The organism is Kitasatospora sp. HPM-01-4, assembly GCF_051374625.1.
Classification (GTDB): domain Bacteria; phylum Actinomycetota; class Actinomycetes; order Streptomycetales; family Streptomycetaceae; genus Kitasatospora.
Window position 1 is genome coordinate 1,871,851 of the sequence record NZ_JBPQGP010000005.1, and the last position, 23,522, is coordinate 1,895,372.

19 protein-coding genes are annotated in these 23,522 nt (G+C 72.6%); 12 read left to right on the forward strand and 7 right to left on the reverse strand.

Going from position 1 to position 23,522, the window contains the following annotated elements; all coding sequences use genetic code 11:
• The first annotated feature begins 243 nt into the window (after positions 1–243).
• On the forward strand, positions 244–1,383 hold the full coding sequence (locus ACSMTC_RS08125; protein WP_436558969.1) for a hypothetical protein: 1,140 nt from the start codon (positions 244–246) through the stop codon (positions 1,381–1,383).
• Positions 1,384–1,455: 72 nt separating this feature from the next.
• Here ACSMTC_RS08125 and ACSMTC_RS08130 read toward each other — a convergent pair whose 3' ends face one another.
• From ACSMTC_RS08130 to ACSMTC_RS08155, 6 genes are all read right to left on the reverse strand, one after another.
• Positions 1,456–2,442 (reverse strand): class I SAM-dependent methyltransferase, encoded by a 987-nt coding sequence (locus ACSMTC_RS08130; RefSeq protein ID WP_436558970.1) that lies wholly within the window; start codon positions 2,440–2,442, stop codon positions 1,456–1,458.
• A gap of 54 nt (positions 2,443–2,496) precedes the next feature.
• Positions 2,497–3,543: a glycosyltransferase family 2 protein gene (locus ACSMTC_RS08135; protein ID WP_436558971.1), complete on the reverse strand. Its 1,047-nt coding sequence runs from the start codon at positions 3,541–3,543 to the stop codon at positions 2,497–2,499.
• A gap of 83 nt (positions 3,544–3,626) precedes the next feature.
• Complete coding sequence (locus ACSMTC_RS08140) at positions 3,627–7,076, reverse strand: DUF4082 domain-containing protein (RefSeq protein ID WP_436558972.1); 3,450 nt, start codon at positions 7,074–7,076, stop codon at positions 3,627–3,629.
• A 40-nt stretch (positions 7,077–7,116) separates the two neighbouring features.
• On the reverse strand, positions 7,117–7,812 hold the full coding sequence (locus ACSMTC_RS08145; protein ID WP_436558973.1) for an acetyltransferase: 696 nt from the start codon (positions 7,810–7,812) through the stop codon (positions 7,117–7,119).
• Positions 7,809–8,900, reverse strand: a complete 1,092-nt coding sequence (locus ACSMTC_RS08150; RefSeq protein ID WP_436558974.1) for a Gfo/Idh/MocA family protein — start codon at positions 8,898–8,900, stop codon at positions 7,809–7,811. The genes ACSMTC_RS08145 and ACSMTC_RS08150 overlap by 4 nt, the downstream gene beginning before the upstream one ends.
• 70 nt (positions 8,901–8,970) lie before the next feature.
• Complete coding sequence (locus ACSMTC_RS08155; protein ID WP_436558975.1) at positions 8,971–10,413, reverse strand: sugar transferase; 1,443 nt, start codon at positions 10,411–10,413, stop codon at positions 8,971–8,973.
• 268 nt (positions 10,414–10,681) lie between these two features.
• Between ACSMTC_RS08155 and ACSMTC_RS08160 the strand changes: the two genes are divergently transcribed.
• Genes ACSMTC_RS08160 through ACSMTC_RS08170 form a run of 3 tightly spaced genes read left to right on the forward strand, consistent with a single transcriptional unit; the run spans position 10,682 to position 14,034 of the window.
• A complete protein-coding gene (locus tag ACSMTC_RS08160) occupies positions 10,682–11,599 on the forward strand; it encodes a glycosyltransferase (protein ID WP_436558976.1) in 918 nt (305 codons plus the stop codon).
• Between the two features lie 3 nt (positions 11,600–11,602).
• Positions 11,603–12,961: an MFS transporter gene (locus ACSMTC_RS08165; protein ID WP_436558977.1), complete on the forward strand. Its 1,359-nt coding sequence runs from the start codon at positions 11,603–11,605 to the stop codon at positions 12,959–12,961.
• On the forward strand, positions 12,958–14,034 hold the full coding sequence (locus ACSMTC_RS08170; protein WP_436558978.1) for a hypothetical protein: 1,077 nt from the start codon (positions 12,958–12,960) through the stop codon (positions 14,032–14,034). The genes ACSMTC_RS08165 and ACSMTC_RS08170 overlap by 4 nt, the downstream gene beginning before the upstream one ends.
• A 71-nt stretch (positions 14,035–14,105) precedes the next feature.
• Here ACSMTC_RS08170 and ACSMTC_RS08175 read toward each other — a convergent pair whose 3' ends face one another.
• Positions 14,106–14,369, reverse strand: a complete 264-nt coding sequence (locus ACSMTC_RS08175; RefSeq protein ID WP_436558979.1) for a dsRBD fold-containing protein — start codon at positions 14,367–14,369, stop codon at positions 14,106–14,108.
• 417 nt (positions 14,370–14,786) lie between these two features.
• On the opposite strand from ACSMTC_RS08175, the gene ACSMTC_RS08180 reads away from it, so the two are divergent.
• From ACSMTC_RS08180 to ACSMTC_RS08215, 8 genes are all read left to right on the forward strand, one after another.
• Complete coding sequence (locus ACSMTC_RS08180; protein ID WP_436558980.1) at positions 14,787–15,608, forward strand: hypothetical protein; 822 nt, start codon at positions 14,787–14,789, stop codon at positions 15,606–15,608.
• Entirely contained in the window at positions 15,608–16,534 is a 927-nt protein-coding gene (locus tag ACSMTC_RS08185; protein ID WP_436558981.1) for a DUF6895 family protein, read from the forward strand. Before ACSMTC_RS08180 ends, ACSMTC_RS08185 begins: the two co-directional genes overlap by 1 nt.
• Positions 16,535–16,614: 80 nt before the next feature.
• On the forward strand, positions 16,615–17,706 hold the full coding sequence (locus tag ACSMTC_RS08190) for a serine hydrolase domain-containing protein (RefSeq protein ID WP_436558982.1): 1,092 nt from the start codon (positions 16,615–16,617) through the stop codon (positions 17,704–17,706).
• A gap of 158 nt (positions 17,707–17,864) precedes the next feature.
• Positions 17,865–19,721, forward strand: coding sequence for a molecular chaperone DnaK (gene dnaK, locus ACSMTC_RS08195; RefSeq protein WP_436558983.1), 1,857 nt, complete (start codon positions 17,865–17,867; stop codon positions 19,719–19,721).
• On the forward strand, positions 19,718–20,275 hold the full coding sequence (grpE, locus tag ACSMTC_RS08200) for a nucleotide exchange factor GrpE (protein WP_436558984.1): 558 nt from the start codon (positions 19,718–19,720) through the stop codon (positions 20,273–20,275). Before dnaK ends, grpE begins: the two co-directional genes overlap by 4 nt.
• Before the next feature lie 101 nt (positions 20,276–20,376).
• Positions 20,377–21,420, forward strand: a complete 1,044-nt coding sequence (locus ACSMTC_RS08205) for an ABC transporter ATP-binding protein (protein ID WP_436558985.1) — start codon at positions 20,377–20,379, stop codon at positions 21,418–21,420.
• A 27-nt stretch (positions 21,421–21,447) separates the two neighbouring features.
• Complete coding sequence (locus ACSMTC_RS08210; RefSeq protein ID WP_436558986.1) at positions 21,448–22,641, forward strand: ABC transporter substrate-binding protein; 1,194 nt, start codon at positions 21,448–21,450, stop codon at positions 22,639–22,641.
• Positions 22,638–23,516, forward strand: a complete 879-nt coding sequence (locus ACSMTC_RS08215) for an ABC transporter permease (RefSeq protein WP_436564623.1) — start codon at positions 22,638–22,640, stop codon at positions 23,514–23,516. Before ACSMTC_RS08210 ends, ACSMTC_RS08215 begins: the two co-directional genes overlap by 4 nt.
• Positions 23,517–23,522 lie beyond the last annotated feature (6 nt).

The following is a 23,522-nucleotide window of genomic DNA, read 5'->3' on the forward strand; positions in this document are numbered from 1 at the left end:
ACTATATGCTTTTCAGTCAACTTCCTTCGCTCCTCTGTTCCCTGGGACATCCGCCGGTTCGCCTCGACGGACGGCGATCAGCCTGAACGGCGGACCGCGGCGTGTGCCATCCGGCTGAACTGGGCTTCCCGGCCGATTCCGCCGGTTCCCGTCCAGGGGACCTGACAACCGTTCCGCCACCCGGCGTGAACCCAGCTGTCACGGCCCTCCTCACGGGCCTTGAGCCGTCAGAGGAAGAACTCCATGAAGCATCTGTCCCTCCGGGGATCCGCGATCGCTGTCGGGCTGATCACGGGCCTGGCCGCCGCTCCCGGCGTCGCGTTCGCGGCCCAGGCCACCACCGTCGCGTGCGGTGACACCGCCGGGCTGATCGCAGCCATCAACACGCTGGACGCCGGAACCGGCGGAACGATCGAGCTGGCGAAGGACTGCACCTACGCGTTCGGCAACGCGATCGACGGCTCGGACGACGCGCTGCCCGCCATCAGCGGGAAGATCACCATCACGGGCTGGGACACCCGCATCGTACGGTCCACCCTCGCAGGGACGCGGTTCCGCCTCTTCGAGGTGCTCACCAGCGGCGAGCTCACGCTCTGCGGCATCAAGGTCAGCACCGGCAGCACCGGCCTCGGCGGCGGCATCTTCAACGCGGGCAAGCTGACCCTCAAGGAGAGCCAGGTCACCGGCAACACCGCCGACGACAACGGCGGCGGCGTCTACAACACGGGTGGGACGGTGACCCTCGTCCACAGCAGTGTCTCCGGCAACACCGCCACCAACGGCGCCGGCATCTACAACCAGCTGAACGGCACCGTGACCGTGAAGAACAGCAAGATCAACGGCAACCAGGCCGACAGCAACGGCGGCGGGATCCACAACGCCTCCGGCACCGTCACGGCCGAGGACAGTACCTTCGAACACAACACCGCCCGCGACGACTTCGGCGGCGCCATCTCCAACAGCGACCGGGTGACCCTGAGGGAGACGGTCATCTCCGACAACACCGCCGGCCTCGACGGCGGCGGCATCATCAACCGGACGTTCAACACCCTGGAGATCACCGGCGGCAGGATCGACCACAACACCGCCGGGCGCGACGGCGGTGGCATCAGCAACGCGGGAACCGCGACGCTGACCGAGACCAGGGTCGACGAGAACTCGGCCGGCCGCGACGGCGGCGGCATCAACAACCAGACCAACCCCGGGACTTCCGCCACGCTCACCCTCCACCACAGCGCGGTCACCGAGAACACCGCCGCACGCGACGGCGGCGGGATCAACAACCAGGCCGGCTCCACCGTGACCCTCGACGACACCGTCGTCGTCCGGAACAGGCCCGACAACTGCTTCCCGCTGAACAGCATTCCTGGCTGCCGGAACTGACGGCCCGATCGCGGGGCGGCAGCTCCTCCTCCCGGAGCTGCCGCCCCGTGTGCCGCCCCGACGTCACGGGCCCTATCGCCGGTCGGTCCTGGGCTCGCAGACCATGAAGACGAAGTCATGCCCCAGCGAGGGCAGTACGGCATCCTCGGCGGCGAAGCACCGCTCGATCAGCCGGACCTCCTCCGCGCCGCCGTCGCGGAAGTTCTGCGCGATTCCGGAGAGGGCGACGTGCAGCACGGTGCCGCCGTAAGGGCGTTCCTCCAGGACCCGGTAGCGGTTGCGGATCGCGGGCAGCAGCCGGTCCGCGTCCACGGCCTCCGAGGGGTCGTCCAGCCGCATCGACAGCAGACTCGGCCGCACCGCCCGCCGCTTCAGCCGCCCGTCCGCCATCCTGCGCCGCTCGGGCGGGAGTTCGGCCAGCAGTCGGTCCACCGCCCGCAGCTGGCCGCTGGTCCACTGGAACCTGGTGGGCCCGACGAACTCGTCCACGATCAGCAGTCCGCCCGGCCTCAGCAGATCGGCGATCCTGTCCATGGTCTCGTCGAGCCGGTCGAAGTGGTGCAGTGACTGCAGGCCCAGCACGACGTCGTACTTCTCGCCCGCCTCCAGCAGTTCGCGGACGTCGGCGGTACGGAAGCCGAGCACCCCGTCCAGGCCGAGCTCCTTGGCCTGATCGCCGGCGTAGGCGATCCGGTCCGGGGAGATGTCGATGCCGGTGATGTGCTCGAAGACCCCGAGACGGGCCCAGATCACCTCGTTGCCGCCGGTGCCGCAGCCCAGGGAGAGCGCGCGCAGGCCGCTCCGGCCCGCCAGCCACCTGTCCGCCGCGTACCGCGGGAACCCGGTCTCGGGATCGCCGCTGGCGAAGGTGTTCCAGCGCCTGACCACGGCCGGGATCGCCCACCACTCCTGCAGCGAGGGGTCCACGGCGGACCAGTGGGCGACCACCCGCTCGGTACCGCGGACCCGCACCTTGGACACCAGCCGCTCGAGCTGGCCGCGCCGCAGCTTCCGCCCGACGCGGTAGATGTCATGACGGTTCACCAGATTGCTGAACATGGGCTCCCTCTCCGCCCGGGAATACGGTGGTTTTCTGGCCGACCCGCGGCTGCGTCAGATCCCTCGTAGCCGCCAGGACTTCCACCACAGCCACTCCCGCCCCTTGGCCACCACGGCCGTGAGCACCAGGGGCTGCAGGTAGGGCATCGTCCGCGCGCCGATCCGCCGCCGCAGCCGCAGGCCCTGGTACTCGGGCAGCGAGCGGTAGGCGGGCCAGCACTCGGCGGCGAAGGCGACCAGTTCGGCCTCGGGGACCACGGCCGTGCGGCCCCGGTCGTAGGCGCGGACGGCCCGCCGCAGCGCGAGGCGGGCGAGCTTGCGGTTGACGGTGTCGGCGAGGCGGCGGGCCTCCGGGATCCGGTCACCGCACTTGGCGAGCACGGAGTCGTAGGCGGCCTTGTTCTGCCGCAGGTCGTCCATCTGCCCGCCGAACTCGGTGGCGGACATGTTCTCGCCGTGCCGGCGGTAGTACGCCTGGTCGACCCCCCTGACGTAGCCGACGTCGGCGCGGGAGGCGAGCCGCATCCACATCTCGACGTCCCCGGCGTGCGGCAACTCGGGGTCGTAGCCGCCGACCTCCCGCTGCAGGGCGGTGCGGACCATCACCTCGGGCGAGGTGATGCAGCCGTGCGCCTCCTTGAAGCGGCGTTCCAGCCACCACCCGCCCGGGAAGACGGTGGTGCCGCGCAGCCGGGTGCGGGCGGGCGGCAGCGGGCTGCCGTGCTGGAAGTGGATGGGGTGGCCGTAGACGAAGCCGACCTGCGGATTGGCGTCCAGCAGGGCGGCGGCGCGGGTGAGCGCGCCCGGGGTGAGCCGGTCGTCGGCGGAGAGCAGCACGGTGTAGTCGCCGTCGGCCCACTCCAGCAGGCCCTCGTTGTAGGTGGCGATGTGGCCCTTGTTGGTCTCGTGCACCCGCACCTCGATCCGGGGATCGGCGGCGGCCAGCTTCCGGGCGACCTCGGCGGAGTCGTCCGGCGAGGCGTCGTCGATGATCAGGACCCGGACGTCCACGCCGGGTTGTCCGTCCAGCGCGCTGCTCACGCAGTCGGCGAGATAGTGGCCGTACCTGTAGCACGGGATGACCACGCTCACGGTGCTCACCTTGGCTGTCGTCCTCTCGGATCGGGTGGGGAAAGCGGTCCGGTCCCGCCGCGCGGCGGGACCGGACCGGAACTGGCGGGGTGTCACCCCGAGCGGCGGGTCAGCGGGGCGGCCGAGCCGGTGGGCGGGGCGAGCGGTGCCGGCTCGCGGGCCGGGAGCCCGGTGCTGGGCCCGTTGGCCCTGCCCGGCCGGGTGTTCAGCAGGCCGCCGAGCGCGTCGGCCGGCGGCCTCTGCGGCAGGGCGAGCCGCAGAACGGCGGACTGGGCCGCGGTGGCGGGCCGGACGTTGGTGAAGACCGGGTCGACCCAGTAGTTGGTGGACTGGTAGCTGCCGGCCGGGAAGCCGCCCGCACCGTACTTGTAGACGCCGTCGGGGCTGCCGGGGCCGTCGGCGGCGGCCCGCAGCGGGTACGCGGAGTAGCCCGCGGCGAGGTAGCCGTTGCTGGCCGAGTAGTGGCCGTTGGGAGCGTGGTAGGAGACGACGTAGCTGGTGCCGGCGGTGATCGCCACCGGGGTGGCGAAGTTCAGCTGCTGCCAGCCGGAGGCGCTCTCACCGGTGAAGGTGCCGCTCGCCAGCTGGGTGCCGGTGCCGCTCCACAGCGTGGCGGTGTGGGTGCCGGTGTTGGCGACCGACTTGTAGAACCGCACGCCGGTGATCCAGCCGTCCATGGTGGAGCTGAACCGGGTGCCCAGTTCGACCGAGGCGCCGTCGCCCGAGTCGATGCCGGCCGGCGCGGCGGCGGCGTCCCACAGCGAGCAGGGGCAGGTGACCGCGGGCGGGGTGGCGCTGGTGGTGAAGGTCCAGCTCCTGGGCGCGCCCATCGGGTTGCCCCAGGGGTCGCCGGCCTGGACGGTGGCGGTGTAGGCGGTGTTCAGCGCCAGCTGCCCGGTGGGCCGCAGCGTGGCGGTGGCGGTCGCGGAGTCGTAGGCGGTGCTCGCGGCGACCGGGGTGCCGCCGGGCCCGGTCAGGGTGAACCTGAGGGTGCCGGTGTCGATGGTGTGGCTGAAGGTGGCGGTCGGCGTCGCGGTGATGGCGACGCCGGTGACGCCGTCGGCGGGTGTGGCCGCGGTGACGGCGGGCGGGGTGACGGTGTCGACGGAGGTGTCGAGGACGGCGTCCACCCAGTAGTTGGAGCTGTGGTAGCTGGAGTTGGGGAAGCCGCCGCCGGTGTTGTAGCGGTAGAGCGCGTTGTCGCCGTCGGCACCGGCCATCAGGGCCTTGATCGGGTCGATCCCGGCGCCCTGGCTGGTGAAGTAGCCGTCGTCGTAGGAGTAGTGGCCGTTCGGGGCGTAGTAGGAGGCGATGTAGGTGGTGCCGGCCTTGACCGGGACGGGCGTGGCGAAGGTCAGCTGCTGCCAGCCGGTGGCGGTCTCACCAGTGAAGGTGCCCGTGGCCAGCCGGGTGCCGTCGGTGCTCCACAGGCTGCCGGTGTGGACGCCGGTGTTGAGCGCGGACTTGTAGAACCGGATGCCGGTGACGGAGCCGTTGACGGTGGTGCGGAACTTGGTACCGAGCTCGATCGCCCCGGCGTCGCCGGAGTCGGCGTGGGCCGGGACGGCGGAGCTGGGCCAGATGGTGCAGGGGCACTGCTGCGGGCCGACGGTCAGGTTGACGGTGGCGACGGTCCCGGCGTTCACGGAGTCGTTGATGCCGCGGACCTGGATCGAGGCCGTGCCCTGGACGGTCGGTGTCCAGGTGTAGCTCCAGTCGGTCAGGCCGGTGGCGCCCTTCCAGGTGGTGCCGCCGTCGACCGAGACCTCCACCCGGGCGACCTGGCCGCCGCCGAGGTCGGCGGCGGTGCCGCTGACGGTGACGGGCTTGAGCACGGGCACGGTGATGCCGGAGGCCGGGGTGTTCACCGTGACGGTGGGGCCGGTGAGTTCGGTGGAGGCACTCGCCCCGACCAGCCCGGACTGCAGGGTGGTCGGCTGGACGCCCATGTCGGCGAGCAGGTTGACGGTCGCCTGCTGCATCCGGGGGTCCTCGTTGGTGGCGTTGCCCACGTGCAGCGTGTCGAGCCCCCAGGACCACTGGACCGTTCCGGCGCCGAAGACCAGTGCCTTGGAGACCGGGTCCCGGTAGATGGTCGGGCTGTGGGTGGCGACGCCGTTGCCGTAGGTGTTGCCGTTGTCCAGCAGATAGGTGCCGTCGGTGATGGTGACGGTGGTCGAGGAGAGGTCGATGGCGCCCGGCGGCCGGGAGCCGTTGTCCTCGTCGACGTCCCACTCGTAGCCGAGGGTGCCGGTCGGGAAGGTGGCGACCTGCCCGGGTTGCAGGCCGGCGATCGAGGTGTTGCGCCAGATCCGCAGCTTGCCGTAGGCGGCGGGGACGGTCATCGCGTCGTTGCGGTAGCCGTTGACCCTGAACAGCTGCCCGGTCACGGAGTTCTGCGGCCTGCCGCCGCCGCGCCCGGCGCCGACCGGGTCCATCCAGGTACCGGTCCACTGGCCGCTGGGATCGGGCACACCGTCCACGCCGGGGATCTGGAGTTTGCTCTCCTTGTAGCTGACCATGGTCCGGTACGCGGTGCCCGAGCCGTCGATCGAGTTCTCGAAGCGGGTCCGCCAGAACATCTCGTTGCCGGAGAAGAAGGCCAGGTTGACGCCGGCCGCCCGGGCGGCGGTCACGTTGTCGCGCTGGGCCTGGTTCCAGTACTCGTCATGGCCGTTGGACATGAACACCTTGTGGTTCTGCAGCAGCAGCCCCTTGGTGGTGACGTCGATCCCGGAGAGGTAGCTGACGTCGTACCCGTTGCGCTCCAGCCAGCCGATCATGGCGTACTCGGAGCCGTAGACGCCGTTGTCGGCGCCGATGTCCAGGGGCCGGTTGTAACTCACCTTGTACGCCCGGCCGTCGGGCGCGGGCCCGGAGCCGAGGTAGAGGTTCTGGCCGCCCCAGGTGTTGTACGCCTGCCAGGTCTCGTCGCTGGTCTGCACCACGATGTCGCTGTGGCTGCCCTCGTCGCGGACCACGAACGGGTAGGGCATCAGCCCGGTGCCGTCGGCCTGCGAGATGTTGGCGATGTAGAGGCCGGAGACGGCGTCGGCGGGCACCGTCCAGTTGGCGGTGACGCTCCAGTTGCCGCAGTCGACCAGCCCGGTGGAGCTGTCCGAGAGGCAGTTGGGCTGGGTCCTGGCCGGGAAGGTCGCGGTGGGCGAGGTGGGCATCCTGCGCGCCCGGTTTCCCTGGTACCAGCCCAGCCGGTAGATGTCGATGGTGTACGGGGTGGGCGAGTTCACCTTGAACTGGAGGGTGTCGCCCGCCTTGACGCTCTCGTGGGTGGTGAAGCCCTGGATGGCACCCCAGGCGTTCGGGGAGTACCAGTCCTCCATCGGGTCACCGGGCTTGGTGTTCTCGCAGGCGACCTTGTTGGTGACGGGCGCGGCGCACGGGTCGCCCGCCGCATGGGCCGCCGGCGCCGCCGCCAGACCGGTGGCCCCGAGCATCAGTACGGCGGCCAGCAGGGCCCGCAGGAGCCCTGCCGTGCCGTGGCCGCCGCGCCGGACGCCCGGACGGGGTGGGGATGTGTTCATCGCGCTGCCGTTCCTCATTGCCGTTGCTCCCCTGATGTGCCTACGAACTTCCGGGCGCCGGAGGGGGGTTGGCCACCCCGCCCGGTGCCCCGGCCGCCGCCCGCAGGAACCGGGCCGGGTTGCCGGCCCAGACCTGGTGCGGAGGCACGTCGTGGAGTACCACCGACCCCATGCCGACCAGCGACCACCGGCCGACCGTGGTGTACTCGCGGACCATCGCGCCCGCGCCGAGGTAGCAGCCGCGCTCCAGCCGTACGCCGCCGCCGAGGCGGACCCCGGTGGCCAGCGTGGCCAGGTCGGCCACCTCGGTGTCATGGGTGAGTACCGTCTGCGGCATCACGGCGACATGCGCGCCCACCACCGCCCGGGCGGTGATCACCACGTTCGCCAGCAGCACGCTGCCGGGCCCGAGTTCGGCGGTGGCGGCGATCTGCGCACTGGGGTGCACCAGGGTGGCGTACCGCTCCTCGGGCAGCTTCAGGCGCTCCAGCAGGTCCGAACGGCTGCTGTACACCCGGGGGTTGACGGTACACAGCACCACCTGCGCGCCGGGCAGGTCGTGCACCGCCCCGGCCGGGCCGAGCACCGGGACGCCGTCCACCTCGGTGCCGTGCAGCGCCTCCTTGTCGTCCAGGAAGCCGAGCAGCCGCCAGGTGTCACCGGCCGCCCGGGCGGCCTCGGCGGCCTCCCGGCCGAAGCCCCCGGCACCGACGATCACCAGATCGCGCCGGATCACGGGGCCACCCCCGCGCCGGTCGAGGCGAGCGGCACCAGCGCGCCGTCGCGCTCCAGGCTGAGCTCGGCCGCCTCCAGGATCTCCAGCACCCGCAGCCCCGAGCGGCCGTCGGTGAGCGGCGCCCGGCCCTGCCGGATCGCGGCGGCGAACTCCTCCACCACCCCGCGCAGCGCCTCCTTCTCACCGAGGGCGGGCGCGACCATGTCGCCGGAGCGGTAGTTGACCAGCCGCTCCCGGCGCTCGCCGTCACCGAGCTGCTCGGGGGCTGCGAGGTCGACGCCCCGGTCGAACAGGGCGATCCGCTGCTGCGGGTTGAGGTCGTCCCAGATCACGGTGCGCTTGGATCCGCCGACCATGGTGGTGCGCACCTTGGTCGGCGAGAGCCAGTTGACGTGGACGTGTGCGATCGCGCCGGAGGCCAGCTGCAGCGTCAGGTACGCCACGCAGGACCGGCCGACGCCGAGCGGGTCGGCGCCCTGCGCGGCCACCGCCACCGGCCGGTCGGCCTCGGGCAGTACCGCGTCCAGGATCGACAGGTCGTGCGGGGCGAGGTCCCAGAGCACGTCCACGTCCTTCTGGATGAGGCCCAGGTTGATCCGGACCGAGTCCACGAACTGGATGTCGCCCAGCTCGCCGGAGCCGACCAGCTCGCGGATCCGGCTGACCGCCGGGGTGTAGCAGTAGGTGTGGTCGCACATCAGCACAAGACCGCGCTGCTCGGCCTCGGCGACCAGCAGCCGGCCCTCCTCGCCGGTGGCCGCGAGCGGCTTCTCCACCAGCACGTGCTTGCCCGCGCGCAGGGCGGCCAGCGCCACCTCGAGATGGGTGCCGGCCGGGGTGGCGACGGCGACGGCCGACACCTCGGGGTCGGCGAGCACCACGGTGTAGTCGTCGGTGGCGGCCACCGTCGAGTACTCGCCCAGCACCCGCCGGGCCCTGGCCACGTCCAGGTCGCAGAGCCAGCGCAGCCGGAACTCCGGCGCGGCCTGGAAGTTGCGCACCAGGTTCGGGCCCCAGTAACCGGCTCCGACCACGGCCAGGCCCAGCGGACGGGCTGTCGCCTGGGCGGTCGGCGCAGTGGCTGTCACGTGACGGTTCCCTTCGAAAGTTCTGACGGTACGTCAGTTATGGTCTGTGAGAGGTAGGTCGGCAGGCCGGTCAGTAGGCGCCCTTGCCGCGCGCCACGGCACCGGTGGTGCGCAGCAGGATCCGCGCGTCCAGCGCGTTGGACCAGTTGTCGACGTAGGAGAGGTCGAGCCGGACGGCTTCCTTCCAGGGCAGGTCGGAGCGCCCGCTGACCTGCCAGAGCCCGGTCAGTCCGGGCTTCACCAGCAGCCGGCGGCGGGTGTCCTCGTCGTAGTCGAGGGTCTCCTCGGGCAGCGGGGGTCTTGGACCCACCAGCGACATGTGTCCGGCCAGGACGTTGATCAGCTGCGGGAGTTCGTCCAGCGAGTAGCGGCGCAGGAACCGGCCGACACCGGTGGTCCTGGGGTCCCTGGCCATCTTGAACAGCGGGCCGTCGCTGTTGACGTTGAGCTGGGCGAGCTCGTCCCTGAGCTCCTCGGCGTTCTGCACCATGGTGCGGAACTTGAACATGGTGAACTGCTCGCCGCCCAGGCCGGCCCGGCGCTGCTGGAACAGCACCGGGCCGGGGCTGGTGCCGCGCACGGCGGCCGCGACCACCAGCAGCAGCGGGGTGAGCAGCAGCAGCCCGACGGCGGCCAGCAGGCGGTCCAGGACCTCCTTCGGCAGCCGGGCCAGCGCCGAGCCCGCGGGCGCCCGGAGGTGGAGCAGCGGCAGGCTGCCGATGCTGCGGACACTCAGGCGGGCGGTGGCGACGTCCGCCAGCCGGGGGCTGATCAGCAGCTGGACGCCCTCGGCGTCCAGGGCCCAGCCGAGGCGGCGCAGCTCCGGCTGGTCCAGGGCCGTGTCGGGCAGCACGATCACCATTTCACAGCCGGTGCGGCGGACCGCCGAGAGCACGTTCTCCCGGCCGCCCAGGACGGGCAGTTGGGGGTCGGGCAGCCGGTCCGGCGCGGGTGGTGCGGTGAGGCAGGCACCGACCAGCCGCAGGCCGTGCGGTTCCTGGCGGGCCAGCGACTCGGCCAGTTCGGCGACCGCCCTCGGGTGGCCGAGCACCAGGGCCCGGCGCAGGTTGCGTCCGGCCGCCCAGCCGGCCGCCAGCCGCCACTGCAGGAGGCGGCGGAGCAGTGCGGTCAGCACGGCCGCCCCGGTGAGTGCGAGTACCGCGTCGTAGACGAGTTCGGCCCGGCCCAGGGCGAGTTCGGAGCCGAGGACCGCGAGGGCGCCGAGCACCAGGGCGGCCCTGGTTATTCGGCGGTAGTCCTCGCGGCCGCCGGCCAACTGCCGCTGCCCGTAGGCGCTGACGGCCAGCAGGGCGAGCGGCCAGAGCAGCGGCAGCAGCAGGACGACCTCCCGCCGGGCACCGCAGAGATCCGCGGCCACGGCGGTCGCGGCCGCGGCCGCCAGGTCCAGGACGACGAGTTTCGACAACTGGTCGTACCGCCACCGCCGTTGCAGCTCGCGCGGTGTGACGACCTCACGGATACTCTCCGAACGTGCGGCCGACTCAACGGCCATGCTTCCCCCCTGGTGCGTCAGACGAAGGCTGCCCCGAACTGCGATGACGAGCGCCGGACGTCGACTTCCCCCCGCCGAAGGCCGTATCGCTCGCGATGCACCATGCGATCCCCACGAGCAAGGTAGCGGCCCGGTCACCCCGCGCGAGGACAAACCGAAAACAATCTCTTCAACTTGTAGCCGTACCGTGGAGATCGCGTTGGGACGAATCCCCGACCAACGCACATGATCCGGCGCATACTTGGCTCGCGCCTGCTGGAGGGGAATGATGAAGCCTGCGACGGTCGAGGTGATCGTGGTCACCTGGAACAGCGCCCGGGTCCTGCCGGGGTTACTGGACTCCCTGGAACAGGGGCTCCGGGGGGTCGAGTGGAGCCTGACGGTGGCCGACAACGCCTCGTCGGACGACACCCTGACGATCCTTCAGGAGCGGATACCCGGGGCCAGGACCGTGCGGACGGGCTACAACGCCGGCTACGCGGCGGCGATCAACGCCGCCCTCGCCGGACTCGGACCGCACACCGCCGTCCTGGTCCTCAACCCGGACATCCGCCTCGCCCCCGGCTGCGTCGCCGCGATGCTGCCGTACCTCGACCGCGCGGGCACCGGCATCGTGGTGCCGCGGCTGCACGGCGAGAGCGGCACGCTCACCCACTCGCTGCGCCGCGAACCCGCGGTGCTGCGGGCGGTCGGCGAGGCCGTGCTGGGCAACCGGCGGGCCGGACGCTGGTCGCTGCTCGGCGAGACCATCACCGCCGAGGCCGCCTACCGCAGCGCCGCCACCGTCGACTGGGCCACCGGCGCGGCCCTGCTGATCTCCTGGGACTGCCTGAGGGACTGCGGTCCCTGGGACGAGTCCTTCTTCCTCTACTCCGAGGAGACCGAGTACGCGCTGCGCGCCCGCGACCTCGGCCACCGCACCCGGCTCGCCCCCGACGCCCACGCCGTCCACCTGGAGGGCGACTCCGAGGTCTCGCCAAGGCTGTGGACGCTGCTCACCCTCAACAAGGTCCGGCTGTTCCACCGCCGCAACCCGCCGGCGGCCACCGCCCTGTTCTGGGCGGCGATGCTGCTGCGCGAGGGCTCCCGGGCGCTGCTCGGCCAGGAGCGCAGCCGCCGGGCCGCCGCGGCGCTGCTCAGCCCGTCCAGGCTGCGCAGCCGGCCGACCGCGGACAACCTGGCCTGACCCGTGTACCTCTCCTCCAGCAGGGCCGCCGACTCCGCCGCGCAGGGCGGCACCGCCTCCCCCGGGTCCCGGGCCGGGCGCCGGGTAGCCGCCAACGTACTGGCGCTCGGCCTGGTCAGCTTCCTCACCGACGTCTCCTCCGAGATGGTCAGTTCCGTACTGCCGCTGTACTACACCTCGGTGCTCGGGCTGACGATGCTTCAGACCGGTTTCCTGGACGGCCTGTTCAACGGTGCCTCGGTCTTCCTGCGGCTGGTCGGCGCCCACCTCGCCGACCGCTTCCACGCCCGCAAACCGATCGCGGTGGCCGGGTACGCGCTCTCCGCGGTGTGCAAGCTCGGCCTGCCCGCGGCGGGCGCCTCGCTGCCGGGCATCAGCACCGTGCTGGCCGTGGACCGCAGCGGCAAGGGACTGCGCACCGCCCCGCGCGACGCGCTGATCTCGCTCTCCAGTACTCCCGGGACTCAGGGGCGGGCCTTCGGCGTGCACCGCACCCTGGACACCGCGGGTGCCTTCGGCGGCCCGCTGATCGCCTTCGCCGTGCTCTCGGCCGTCGCCACCGCCTATGACGCGGTCTTCGTGGCCAGCTTCTGCGTGGCCGCCGCGGGCGTCCTGGTGCTGCTGCTCTTCGTCCGCGAGCGGCGCGGCCCGCTCTCCGAGCGCCGGCCGGTCACCCTCCGCGCCGGCCTCGGCCTGCTGCGCGACCGGGCCTTCGGCCGTACCTGCCTGTGCGTGATGCTGCTGGAGACCGCCACCATCAGCGACGCCTTCGTCTATCTGAGCCTCCAGCACCAGGACGACCTGGCCGCCCGCTGGTTCCCGCTGCTGGCCCTCGGCACCGCCACCCCGTACCTGCTGCTCTCGCTGCCGTTCGGCTCGCTCTCCGACCGGGTGGGCCCCTGGCGGCTCTTCCTCGGCGGGCACGTCTGCTTCCTCGCGGTGCTGGCGCTGCTCGCCTCGTCCTGGGGCGGGGCGGCGGTCCTGGTCGCGGTGCTCGCCCTGCACGGCGTCTTCTACGCGGCCACCGACGCACCGCTGATGGCCCATGCCGCCGCCCTGCTGCCCGCCCACTCCCGCACCTCGGGCTTCGCGGTGCTGCAGAGTCTGCAGGCGCTGGGGATGTTCGCCTCCTCGCTGCTGTTCGGGCTGGCGTACCGCTTCCACGGGCCGCGGTGGACCCTGCACGTCTTCGGCGTCGGCCTGCTGCTCTGCCTGGTGGCGTCGGCCGTGCTGATCCGCACCTCCAAGGCCCGGGCCACCGCGGACCCGGCCACCGCGAACTCGCCTGCCGAGGACGGCGAGGACGGCGAGGACCGCGAAGCCGCACCGCTGACCGCCGAGACCCCGAAGGAGGAGCGGTGACCCGGCCCCGCCCAGCACTGTCCGAGGCCGACCAGGACGGGCCGGTGTTCACCAGGGGCCGAGTGGCCGTCTTCGCCCTGGCGCTGGCCCTGCTGGCCGCCCTCGGCATCGGCTACGGCCTGCACGCCGCCCGCCGCGCCGACCGCGGGATGCACCACGGCTCCGGCGCCGCCCCCGCCGCCGGCGAACTCGACCTCACCGGCGCGCACGGCAAGTTGCTGTTCCGCGACACCGAACCGGGCCCCGGCTTCGGACTCCTGGCCACCGTCGACCGCGCCCGCTCCACCGGCCCGCGCACGGTCGGCCACACCGCCTGTGAGCGCGTCTACGCCGCGGCCGGCACGGTCGTCTGCCTCACCACCGAGTACGGCGCGATCCCCAGCCACCACGTCAGGATCCTGGACGCCACCCTGCGCGAGACCCGCCGGATCGACCTCGGCGCGGGCGCGCCCAACCGCGCCCGGATCTCCGCCTCCGGCCGGATGGCCTCCTGGACGGTCTTCACCTCCGGTGACTCCTACGCCGCCAACTCCTTCTCCACCCGCACCTCCATCCTGGACGTGCGCACCGGAGCGCTGACCGCGACCCTGGAGGACTTCACCGTCCACAAGGACGGCAGGCTCTACATGCCGGTGGACCGCAACTTCTGGGGCGTCACCTTCACCTCGGACGACAACACCTTCTACGCCACCATGTCCCCGGTCAGCACCGGCAGGACCTACCTGGTCAAGGGAGATCTGGCCGGGCGCTCCTTCACCGTGCTCCGGGAGAACGTCGAGTGCCCCTCGCTCTCTCCCGACAACACCAGGATCGCCTTCAAGAAGCGCGTCTCCACCGACCCGGTCCGCCCCTGGCGGCTGTACGTCCTGGACCTGGCGAGCGGCAAGGAGACCGAACTGGCCGAGACCCGCAGCGTCGACGACCAGGCCGCCTGGCTGGACGACTCCACCCTCGCCTACGCCATCCCGGCCTCCGGCGGCACCGGCTCCGACCTGTGGACCGTCCCGGCCGACGGCAGCGGCAGCCCCACTCTGCTGCTGCGCGGCGGCTTCTCCCCCGCGCTGCTGCCGTGACCCGGCCCGGGCGGGACCGGCGCCCGGCGGCCCGGCAGGTCCCGACAGAACCCGGCAGAGCCCGGCGGATCTCAGTAGATGAGGTAGCCCGGGCGGTGCCCCTCGTCGGCGATCTCGCCGTCCGCCTGGGACCTCAGCCGGTGCGACAGGTCCTCCAGCGCGCGTGAGGCGGCCAGTTCCTCGCCGATCCGCGCCAGCGGACGGTCGTCCATACTGCGGGTCGCCTCGCCGTGCCCGCGCAGGCCCGGAGCCCGGGGCCCGACCAGGGACGCCTCGCAGACGGTGTGCACACCGTCCTCGGAGAAGCTCAGCTGCACATCCCACTGGTTCTGCATGGCCGACCTCCCAGGTCCCTGCTGCCGTCGCTACCCCCAAGCGTGCGCCCGGCCCGAACCACCTGCAAGGCCCGGCCCCACGGACCCCGACCGCCCCACGGGCACCATCCGCTGACCGGCCGTCAGGCTGCCGTACCACCCGATCAGTCCACGTGCGCCGGAGCAGCGCCTCTAGGGCAAATGGTTATGTTTAGTGCTCTATGTCCCTTTTTCCAGGTGAGGCGATCCGCATGTCCCCGCATACTGCGCACCACGACGCGGGCACCACCCCCCGGGGCCGCGCCGCCGCGATCCGGCTGCCGCTCACGGCACCGCTTCCCGCCGGCGGCCCCACCGGGAGGGAGCCCGTCGGGGACGCCTTCGAAGGCACAACGCGGGGTCTGTCCCGCGCCATGGCGCTCTGAGGACAGCCCTCCGTTGCCCACCCCACCCTCTCCGACGCCCGAGGCGGCCGAGCCGGTCGAGCCGGTCGAGACGGTCGAAGCGGCCGAGACGGTCGAAACCGCCGCCCTCAGGCTTGCGAGTGACATCGCCTGTGCCCTGCGGGGCGCGGGTACCGCCGCGTTCCGGCTGGAGCGGCACCCGCAGGGCAACGAGGCCGCCCACCTCGGTGCCGTACGGACGCTCGGAGCCGATGCGCTGGCCCCCTTCGCCGTCGGCCCGCACAGCCTGGGCCCAGGCGACGTCGCCCTGCTCACCGAGGCGGTCCGGGCCTTCCCCGCCCCGCCGCCGCTCGACCCGGTCACCGACCGGCTCTGGGGCCTGCGCGACTGGGCCCTGCACCGCACCCTGACCGCCCTCGGCGTGTCCGCCGACGGCTGGGACGGACTCGCCGACGTCCACCGGTACGGCGTCGCCGCGCCCGCGCCCGTCGAGCCGGTCCAGCGGGTCGTGCCCCGGCCCGCCGACGAGCCGTGGCCCGACTGGACGGCCGGTCTGGCCCAGCTGTCCTCGCTGGCCCTGCCCGGGCTGCACTGCCCGCAGCGCGACCAGGCCCGGCGCCGCCGCCTGGACCTCGGCCGGGGCCTCACCCACGCGCTGCTCCGCCGCGACCTGCTGCGCGCCGCCCGGCTGGCCCGCTGGCTCGCCCTGGACAGCGCCACCCGTCCCGAGCCGCTGCTGAGCGCCGCGCTGGCCCATATCGAGGCGCTCGCCGTCGACCGGCCCAGGACGCTGCTGGAGACCGCCCTGGCCCGCAGGGCCGCCGACACCGACCGGTCCTGGATGGGGGCGCGCTGATGGACACCCTCGATCCGCACCTGCCCCGCCAGGTGGGCACCCGCGCCCTGGAGTGGCTGGACCACCTGCACGGCCGCCTCGCGCTGGACCCGGCCGTGCCCGCGCACGAGACCGACGGGCCCACCCTCAGGGCGCTGGCCGAACTGGTGCTGGCCGCCGCGACGGTCCGGCGGGAGGCGGTGGGCGGCCCGGAGAGCGCCCGGACCGCCGGCCGGCTGCTGGACTTCGGCTGGCGGCAGCTGCGCGAGGGCGACCTGCTGTACGAACTCCAGCGGCACACGCCCGCGGCCACCCGCCCGATGGAGATCTACGCACCGCTCGCCGCGCTCGGCTACCGCCATCACGCCCTGGACCGGCTGCTCGCCCACCTGGCCGCCACCAGGGCCGCCCGGACACCGGAGCAGACACCCGGCCACCGGCTCGCCGCGGCCGCCGCCGCCCGCCGGATCGGGCTGCCCGGCCACCACGACCTGGACGCCCTGACCCGCGGCACCTGGCTCGGCGGCGTCCCCGAGCCCTGGATGCTGGACGGCGACAACGCCCACGGCGTCACCCGCACCGTCTTCCACCTCACCGACTGGGGTGCCGACCCCGCCGGTCTTCCCGCACACCTCCAGCGGTACCTGCACCAGTGGCTCCCGGCCTGGGTACTGGCCTTCACCGAGACCCGCGACTGGGAGCTGGTCGGCGAACTCCTCGCCGTCGGCGCCTGCCTGGAGCAGCCGCTGTTCCACCGCGCGGCCTGGGCGGCCCTCGCGCGGGCGCAGCAGGCCGACGGCATGCTGCCGGGCCACACCACCCGGCCGGCCGCCCGCCCGGAACGGGCCATGTGCGACCACCGTCCGACCGTCGTCGCGGTGGTCGCCGCAACGCTGGCCCTCTCCCGGGCGGTCGGCCACCCCCGAGCGACGGAGGCGGACAGTTGAGCGAGCGAAGCCCCGCACGCCCCCTCGGACCGGCCGGGAAGTCGGCAAGGCGTGCCCAACCAGCCCTTCCCAGCGGCTCGTTGGCGCTCCCTGGACCGCTGCGCCCGGCACCGGCGCGAAGCCGCTCCGAGGGCGAGCTGCGCGAACGGCTGGCCGCGCAGGCCGCGGTGGTGACCGCCGATCCCCTGGTGCCCGCGGTGGTGATCTCGGCGATCCGCCCGGGCGCGTCGGCCGTGTACTGCGCGGGCGTCCTCACCCTGGGCGGCGGCACCACGCCCGATCCCGTCACCCGTTTCCAACTCGGCTCGCTCACCAAGGTGTTCACCGCGCTGCTGTTCGCCGAGCTGGTCGTGCGCGGCGAGGTCGCCGAGGCCGACCCGATCGAGGCGTACCTCCCGGTGGGGGCCGCCCCACGCCGCCGTTCCGGGCCGCCGATCACCCTGTTCGACCTGGCCACCCACACCTCGGGACTGCCGCACCGGCCCCGGGGGTTCTACCGCAGTGCGGCGGCCCGGATCGTCTCCGACCCGTACGCCCGGTACGGGGAGGCCGAGTTGTACCGGGCCACCGCCAGACTGCGGCCGCGCCGGACCCCGCCGGCCGTCCGGTACTCCACCTTCGGGATGGGGCTGCTCGGCCTGCTGCTCGGCCGGGCCGCCCAGGCCGAGTACGGCGAGCTGCTCGCCGAGCGGGTGCTGCGGCCGCTCGGTCTGGCACACACCGCGACCGGCGGCTTCGACACCACGATGGCCAACCGGGCCAGCGGCCACCGCCGGGGCCGACCGGTGCCGGACTGGCATTTCCAGGCACTCGCCCCGGCGGGCGCCCTGCACTCCTGCGGGGCCGACATGCTCGCCTTCCTACGGGCCCAACTCCACCCCGGACAGACCCCGTTGGCCGAGGCGCTGGCCGCCACCCAGCGCCCCCGCCACTCGCTGCCGGACGGCGCCGGACCGCTCTGCCTCGGCTGGAACCACCGGATCAGCCGGCAGGGCCACACCGTCCTCTCGCACACCGGCGGCACCGGGGGCTTCACCGGCTACCTCGCCGTCAGCCCCGACGCCGGGGTGGGCGTGGCCGTGCTGGCCAACGCCACCTCCACCCGCGAACAGCCGGTCGTCGCGGCCGGTCACCGGCTCCTCGGTGAGCTGCTGCGCCCCGCCACGGGCTGACCACGCCGGCCCGCCGCGGCCCGGGGCCGCCCCGGCCCGGGGCCCGGCCGCAGGTCGGGCGGGGTCCGCCGTCCCCCGGCCGACGGTACACGGCGTGACCCGGCCCGCCCCGCGAGCGAGAATGGGGTGAGGTGACCTCCAAGGGAGGGAGTGCGGACATGGCCCGCTCAGTCGGTATCGACCTCGGTACCACCAACTCCGTCGTCTGCATCCTGGAGGGCGGCGAGCCCGCCGTCATTCCGAACGCCGAGGGTGCCAGGACGACACCGTCCGTGGTCGCTTTCAGCAAGACCGGCGAGGTCCTGGTCGGCGAGGTCGCCAAGCGCCAGGCGGTCACCAACGTGGACCGCACCGCCCGCTCGGTCAAACGCCACATGGGCGAGCCCGACTGGCACTTCCCCGCGTCCGGTGAGATCGACGGCAAGCGCTACACCGCGCAGGAGCTCTCCGCCCGGGTGCTGCAGAAGCTCAAGCGGGACGCGTCCGCCTACCTCGGCGAGGAGGTCACGGACGCCGTGGTCACCGTCCCCGCGTACTTCAACGACGCCCAGCGGACGGCGACCAAGGAGGCCGGCGAGATCGCCGGTCTGCGGGTGCTGCGGATCGTCAACGAGCCGACCGCGGCCGCGCTCGCGTACGGTCTCGACAAGGAGAACGAACAGACGATCCTGGTCTTCGACCTCGGCGGCGGCACCTTCGACGTCTCGCTGCTGGAGATCGGCGAGGGCGTGGTGGAGGTCAAGTCCACCAACGGCGACACCCACCTCGGCGGGGACGACTGGGACCAGCGGATCGTCGACCACATGGTCAAGGAGTTCAAGAACGGCTACGGGGTGGACCTGTCCAAGGACAAGATGGCCTCCCAGCGCCTGCGCGAGGCCGCCGAGAAGGCCAAGATCGAACTGTCCTCGGCCACCGAGACCACCGTCAACCTGCCCTACATCAGCGCCTCCCCCGAGGGCCCGCTGCACCTGGAGCAGCGACTCAGCCGCGCGGAGTTCCAGCAGCTCACCGCGGACCTGCTGGAGCGCTGCAAGGCGCCGTTCCACCAGGCGATCGATGACGCGCGGATCACGGTCAAGGACATCGACCACGTGATCCTGGTGGGCGGCTCGACCCGGATGCCGGCCGTCACCGAGCTGGTGAAGGAGCTCACCGGACGCGACCCGCACAAGGGCGTCAACCCGGACGAGGTGGTCGCGATCGGGGCCGCGCTGCAGGCCGGTGTCCTCAAGGGTGAGGTCAAGGACGTCCTGCTGCTGGACGTCACCCCGCTGTCCCTCGGTATCGAGACCAAGGGCGGCATCATGACCAGGCTGATCGAGCGCAACACCACCATCCCGACCAAGCGGTCGGAGATCTTCACCACGGCCGAGGACAACCAGCCGTCCGTGCAGATCCAGGTCTTCCAGGGTGAGCGCGAGATCGCGGCCTACAACAAGAAGCTCGGCATGTTCGAGCTGACCGGCCTGCCGCCGGCCCCGCGCGGCCTGCCGCAGATCGAGGTCACCTTCGACATCGACGCCAACGGCATCATGCACGTGGCCGCGAAGGACCTCGGCACCGGGCGGGAGCAGCGGATGACCGTGACCGGCGGATCCGCGCTGCCGAAGGACGACATCAGCCGGATGATGCGGGACGCGGAGCAGCACGCCGAGGAGGACCGCCGCAGGCGCGAGGCCGCCGAGACCCGCAACCAGGCCGAGCAGCTGGTGTACACCACCGAGAAGCTGGTCCGGGAGAACCCGGAGCGGATTCCGGAGGATGTGAAGGGCGAGGTCGACCGGGCGATGACCGAGCTCAAGGACGCGCTGAAGGGCACCGACGACGCCGCGATCCGCACCGCGCTGGAGCGGGCGAACACGGCGGCGCAGCGGATCGGCGCGGCGATGTACGCGCAGTCCCAGGCCCAGGCGCCGGGCGGCCAGGCGGCCGACGGCGGCGGGACCCGGGAGGACGAGGTGGTGGACGCCGAGATCGTCGACGAGGACCGGCCGAAGGGGACGTCCTCATGAACGATTCCCGTGACGGCGACCGCTCCGGCGAGCTGGTGCTCTGCGGAGCCGGGCGCCGTGCCGAGCCCGAGTTCCCGCGGCTCGGGCCCGGTGCCGACGAGGACCCGCCGACCACACCCGAGGAGCTGGCGGCCCGGCTGGCCGAGCGGACCGCCGATCTCCAGCGGGTGCAGGCCGACTTCGAGAACTACCGCAAGCGGGTACGGCGGGACCGGCTGGCCGTCCGGGAGATCGCGGTGGCGAACGTCCTGCTGGGCCTGCTTCCGGTGCTGGACGCACTCGACCGGGCCCGCGAGTTCGGCGAACTGACCGGCGGGTTCGGGGCGGTCGCGGACGAGCTGGCCGAGCACCTCACCGCGCTCGGTCTGCTCCCCTTCGGCGAGGTGGGCGAGCGCTTCGACCCCACCCGGCACGAGGCCCTGGCCTACCTCCACTCCCCCGGGGCGGCCGCCCCGGTCTGCACCGCCGTCCACCGGCCCGGCTACCGGGTCGGCGGCCATCTGCTGCGCCCCGCCCAGGTCACGGTCACCGCTCCGCCCGAGAACGGGTGTTGAGTCAAGGCGATCCGTCCGGTTCACTCCGCCGGTTGGTGCGAGAGGCCCATGAGTCGCAGGATCATTGCCATTTGAGCTGTGGCTCCATATGTTAACTGGGCATGACGAGCAGTCAGCAGGCTGTCACCGCGCCCGCCATCCGCCTTGTGGGCCTACGGAAGTCGTTCAGCGGCACGGAGGCGGTGGCCGGGGTCGATCTGGAGATCCCCGACGGTGAGTTCTTCTCGATGCTCGGCCCGTCCGGTTCGGGCAAGACCACCGTGTTACGGCTGATCGCGGGCTTCGAGACCCCGAGCGCGGGCACCGTCCACCTCGGCGGCACCGATGTCACCCGGCTCGCCCCGTTCGAGCGGGACGTCACCACGGTCTTCCAGGACTACGCGCTCTTCCCGCACATGACGGTCGCCCGGAACGTCGAGTACGGTCTGCGGGTCCGCCGGGTGCCCAGGGCCGAGCGCGCCGAGCGGGTGCGGCAGGCCCTGCGCAGCGTCCGACTGGAGGGCTTCGAGGGCCGCCGCCCCGGCGAGCTCTCCGGCGGCCAGCGGCAGCGGGTGGCGCTGGCGCGGGCGCTGGTGGTCCGGCCCAAGGTGCTGCTGCTGGACGAGCCGCTGGGCGCGCTCGACCTCAAGCTGCGCGAGCAGATGCAGGTCGAACTGCGGCAGATCCAGCGCTCGGTGGGCATCACCTTCGTACTGGTCACCCACGACCAGGGCGAGGCGCTGGCGCTCAGCGACCGGATAGCGGTCTTCCGCCAGGGCCGGATCGAGCAGGCCGGCTCCCCCGCCGAGGTGTACGAGCAGCCCGCCACCGCCTTCACCGCCTCCTTCGTCGGCACCTCCAACCTGCTCGGCGAGCAGGAGTCCCGGCGCCTGCTGGGCACCGGCGGCACCCACAGCATCCGCCCCGAGCGGATCCTCGTCGCGCCCGCCGGCACCGCGCCCGGCCCCGGCCAGTGCGCCGCCGAGGGCGTGGTCGCCGAGCACGGCTACCTCGGCCACTCCACCCGGCTGCTGGTCGACCTCGACGGCGGCGGACGCCTCACCGTCCTCGGGCCGCCGGGCACCGCCGACCCGGCCGCGCCCGGCTCCCGAGTCACCCTGCTCTGGCAGCGCACCCACAACTACCAGGTGTCCCAGGCCGACTGACCGCACCGCACCGAACGGAGCCCGATCATGCGCAGCACCACTCGGACCCTGCGAGCAGCCGCGGCCCTGGGCGCCCTGGCCCTGGCCGTCGCCTGTTCCGGCTCGACCGGCGGCGGCAGCGGCGGGCTGAACCCGCCGAAGCTGGAGGCCCTGAAGTCCATCGGCCCGGGCGAGGGCAGCCTCAACCTGATCGCCTGGGCCGGCTACGCCGAGAACGGCTCCAACGACCCCAAGGCGGACTGGGTCACGCCCTTCCAGAAGCAGACCGGCTGCCAGGTCAACACGAAGATCGCCGGGACCTCCGACGAGATGGTCAGCCTGATCAAGACCGGCGAGTACGACGCGGTCTCCGCCTCCGGAGACGCCTCGCTGCGCCTGATCGCCTCCGGTGACGTGGCGCCCGTCAACACCGCGCTGCTCACCAACTACCAGGACATCTCGCCGACCCAGAAGATGCGGAAGTGGAACTCCGTGAACGGTGTCGCCTACGGCATCCCGCACGGCTACGGCGCCAACCTGCTCGCCTACCGCACCGACAGGGTCAAACCGGCACCCACCTCGTGGAGTTCGGTCTTCGAGGCCAACTCGCCGTACGCCAAGCACATTTCGGCCTACGACTCGCCGATCTACCTGGCCGACGCCGCCGTCTACCTGATGTCCGCCAGGCCGCAGCTGGGCATCAAGGACCCGTACGCGCTGGACCAGCAGCAGTTCGACGCCGCGGTGGCGCTGCTGAAGCAGCAGAACAGGAACATCGGCGAGTACTGGAGCGACTACCTGAAGGCCGCCTCCGCGCTCAAGTCCGGAACCACCGTCATCGGCAGCTCCTGGCAGGTCGTGGCGAACACCGCCGTCGGCGAGGGCGCGCCGGTGGCCACCGTGCTGCCCGCCGAGGGCGCCACCGGCTGGGCCGACACCTGGATGGTCTACGCGAAGGCCAAGCACCCGAGCTGCGCCTACCGGTGGCTGAACTGGATCACCTCCCCCAAGGTCAACGCCCAGGTCGCCGAGTACTTCGGCGAGGCCCCGGCCAACCAGCTCGCCTGCCGGGAGACCGCCGACAGGAACTTCTGCACCACCTACCACGCCGGCGACACCGCCTACTGGAACAGGGTGCACTTCTGGGCCACCCCCGTCCCGCAGTGCCTGGACGGCCGCACCGACACCAAGTGCGTCCCGTACGCGCAGTGGGTGCAGGCGTGGGCCGCGGTCAAGGGCTGACCGTGAGTGCACCGACCACCGCACAGCGCCTGGCCGGCGGCCTGCACCGGCGGCCCCGGCTGCGGCTCGCCCTGCTGCTCGGCGCCCCGGCGGCCTGGCTGCTGGTGGCGTACCTGGGCTCGCTCGCGGTGCTGCTCTGCTCGGCGCTGTGGACCACCGACCCGTTCACCTCGGATGTGGTCAAGGTCTGGAACCTGGACAACTTCCGGCAGCTGTTCAGCACCGGGGTCTACCGGCAGGTCGCGCTGCGCAGCCTCGGCACCGCGGTCGCCGTCACCGTGCTGGACGCGGTCATCGCCTTCCCGGTCGCCTTCTACATGGCCCGCGTCGCCCGGCCGCGGGTGCGTCCGCTGCTGGTGGTCGCGGTGCTCACCCCGCTCTGGGCGAGCTACCTGGTCAAGACGTACGCCTGGCGCGGCATCCTGACCGAGGGCGGGCTGCTGGACTGGGCGGGCGGCCCGCTCGGCCTGCACTCCCCCGGATACGGGCTGACCGCGACCGTCGTGGTGCTGGCCTACCTGTGGCTGCCGTACATGATCCTGCCGGTCTACACCGGGCTCGAACAGATCCCGGCCGCGGTGCTGGACGCCTCCGCCGACCTCGGCGCCGGCACCTGGCGGACCTTCCGCTCGGTGGTGCTGCCGCTGGTGCTGCCCTCGGTGGCGGCGGGCTCGGTGTTCACCTTCTCGCTCAGCCTGGGCGACTACATCGCCGTACAGATCGTCGGCGGCAAGACCCAGCTGATCGGCAACCTGGTCTACGCGAACATCACGCTGAACCTGCCCCTCGCGGCGGCCCTCGCCACCGTGCCGGTGCTGGTGATCGTGCTCTACCTGCTCGCCGTCCGGCGCAGCGGTGCCCTCGACTCGCTCTGATCGGCG

Excerpts from the sequence above, each read along its gene's own strand:
- ACSMTC_RS08125 (WP_436558969.1), top strand. The coding sequence starts at position 244 with ATGAAGCATCTGTCCCTCCGGGGATCCGCGATCGCTGTCGGGCTGATC.
- ACSMTC_RS08130 (WP_436558970.1), bottom strand. The coding sequence starts at position 2,442 with ATGTTCAGCAATCTGGTGAACCGTCATGACATCTACCGCGTCGGGCGG.
- ACSMTC_RS08140 (WP_436558972.1), bottom strand. The coding sequence starts at position 7,076 with ATGAACACATCCCCACCCCGTCCGGGCGTCCGGCGCGGCGGCCACGGC.
- ACSMTC_RS08155 (WP_436558975.1), bottom strand. The coding sequence starts at position 10,413 with ATGGCCGTTGAGTCGGCCGCACGTTCGGAGAGTATCCGTGAGGTCGTC.
- ACSMTC_RS08160 (WP_436558976.1), top strand. The coding sequence starts at position 10,682 with ATGAAGCCTGCGACGGTCGAGGTGATCGTGGTCACCTGGAACAGCGCC.
- ACSMTC_RS08175 (WP_436558979.1), bottom strand. The coding sequence starts at position 14,369 with ATGCAGAACCAGTGGGATGTGCAGCTGAGCTTCTCCGAGGACGGTGTG.
- ACSMTC_RS08185 (WP_436558981.1), top strand. The coding sequence starts at position 15,608 with ATGGACACCCTCGATCCGCACCTGCCCCGCCAGGTGGGCACCCGCGCC.
- dnaK (WP_436558983.1), top strand. The coding sequence starts at position 17,865 with ATGGCCCGCTCAGTCGGTATCGACCTCGGTACCACCAACTCCGTCGTC.
- grpE (WP_436558984.1), top strand. The coding sequence starts at position 19,718 with ATGAACGATTCCCGTGACGGCGACCGCTCCGGCGAGCTGGTGCTCTGC.
- ACSMTC_RS08205 (WP_436558985.1), top strand. The coding sequence starts at position 20,377 with ATGACGAGCAGTCAGCAGGCTGTCACCGCGCCCGCCATCCGCCTTGTG.
- ACSMTC_RS08210 (WP_436558986.1), top strand. The coding sequence starts at position 21,448 with ATGCGCAGCACCACTCGGACCCTGCGAGCAGCCGCGGCCCTGGGCGCC.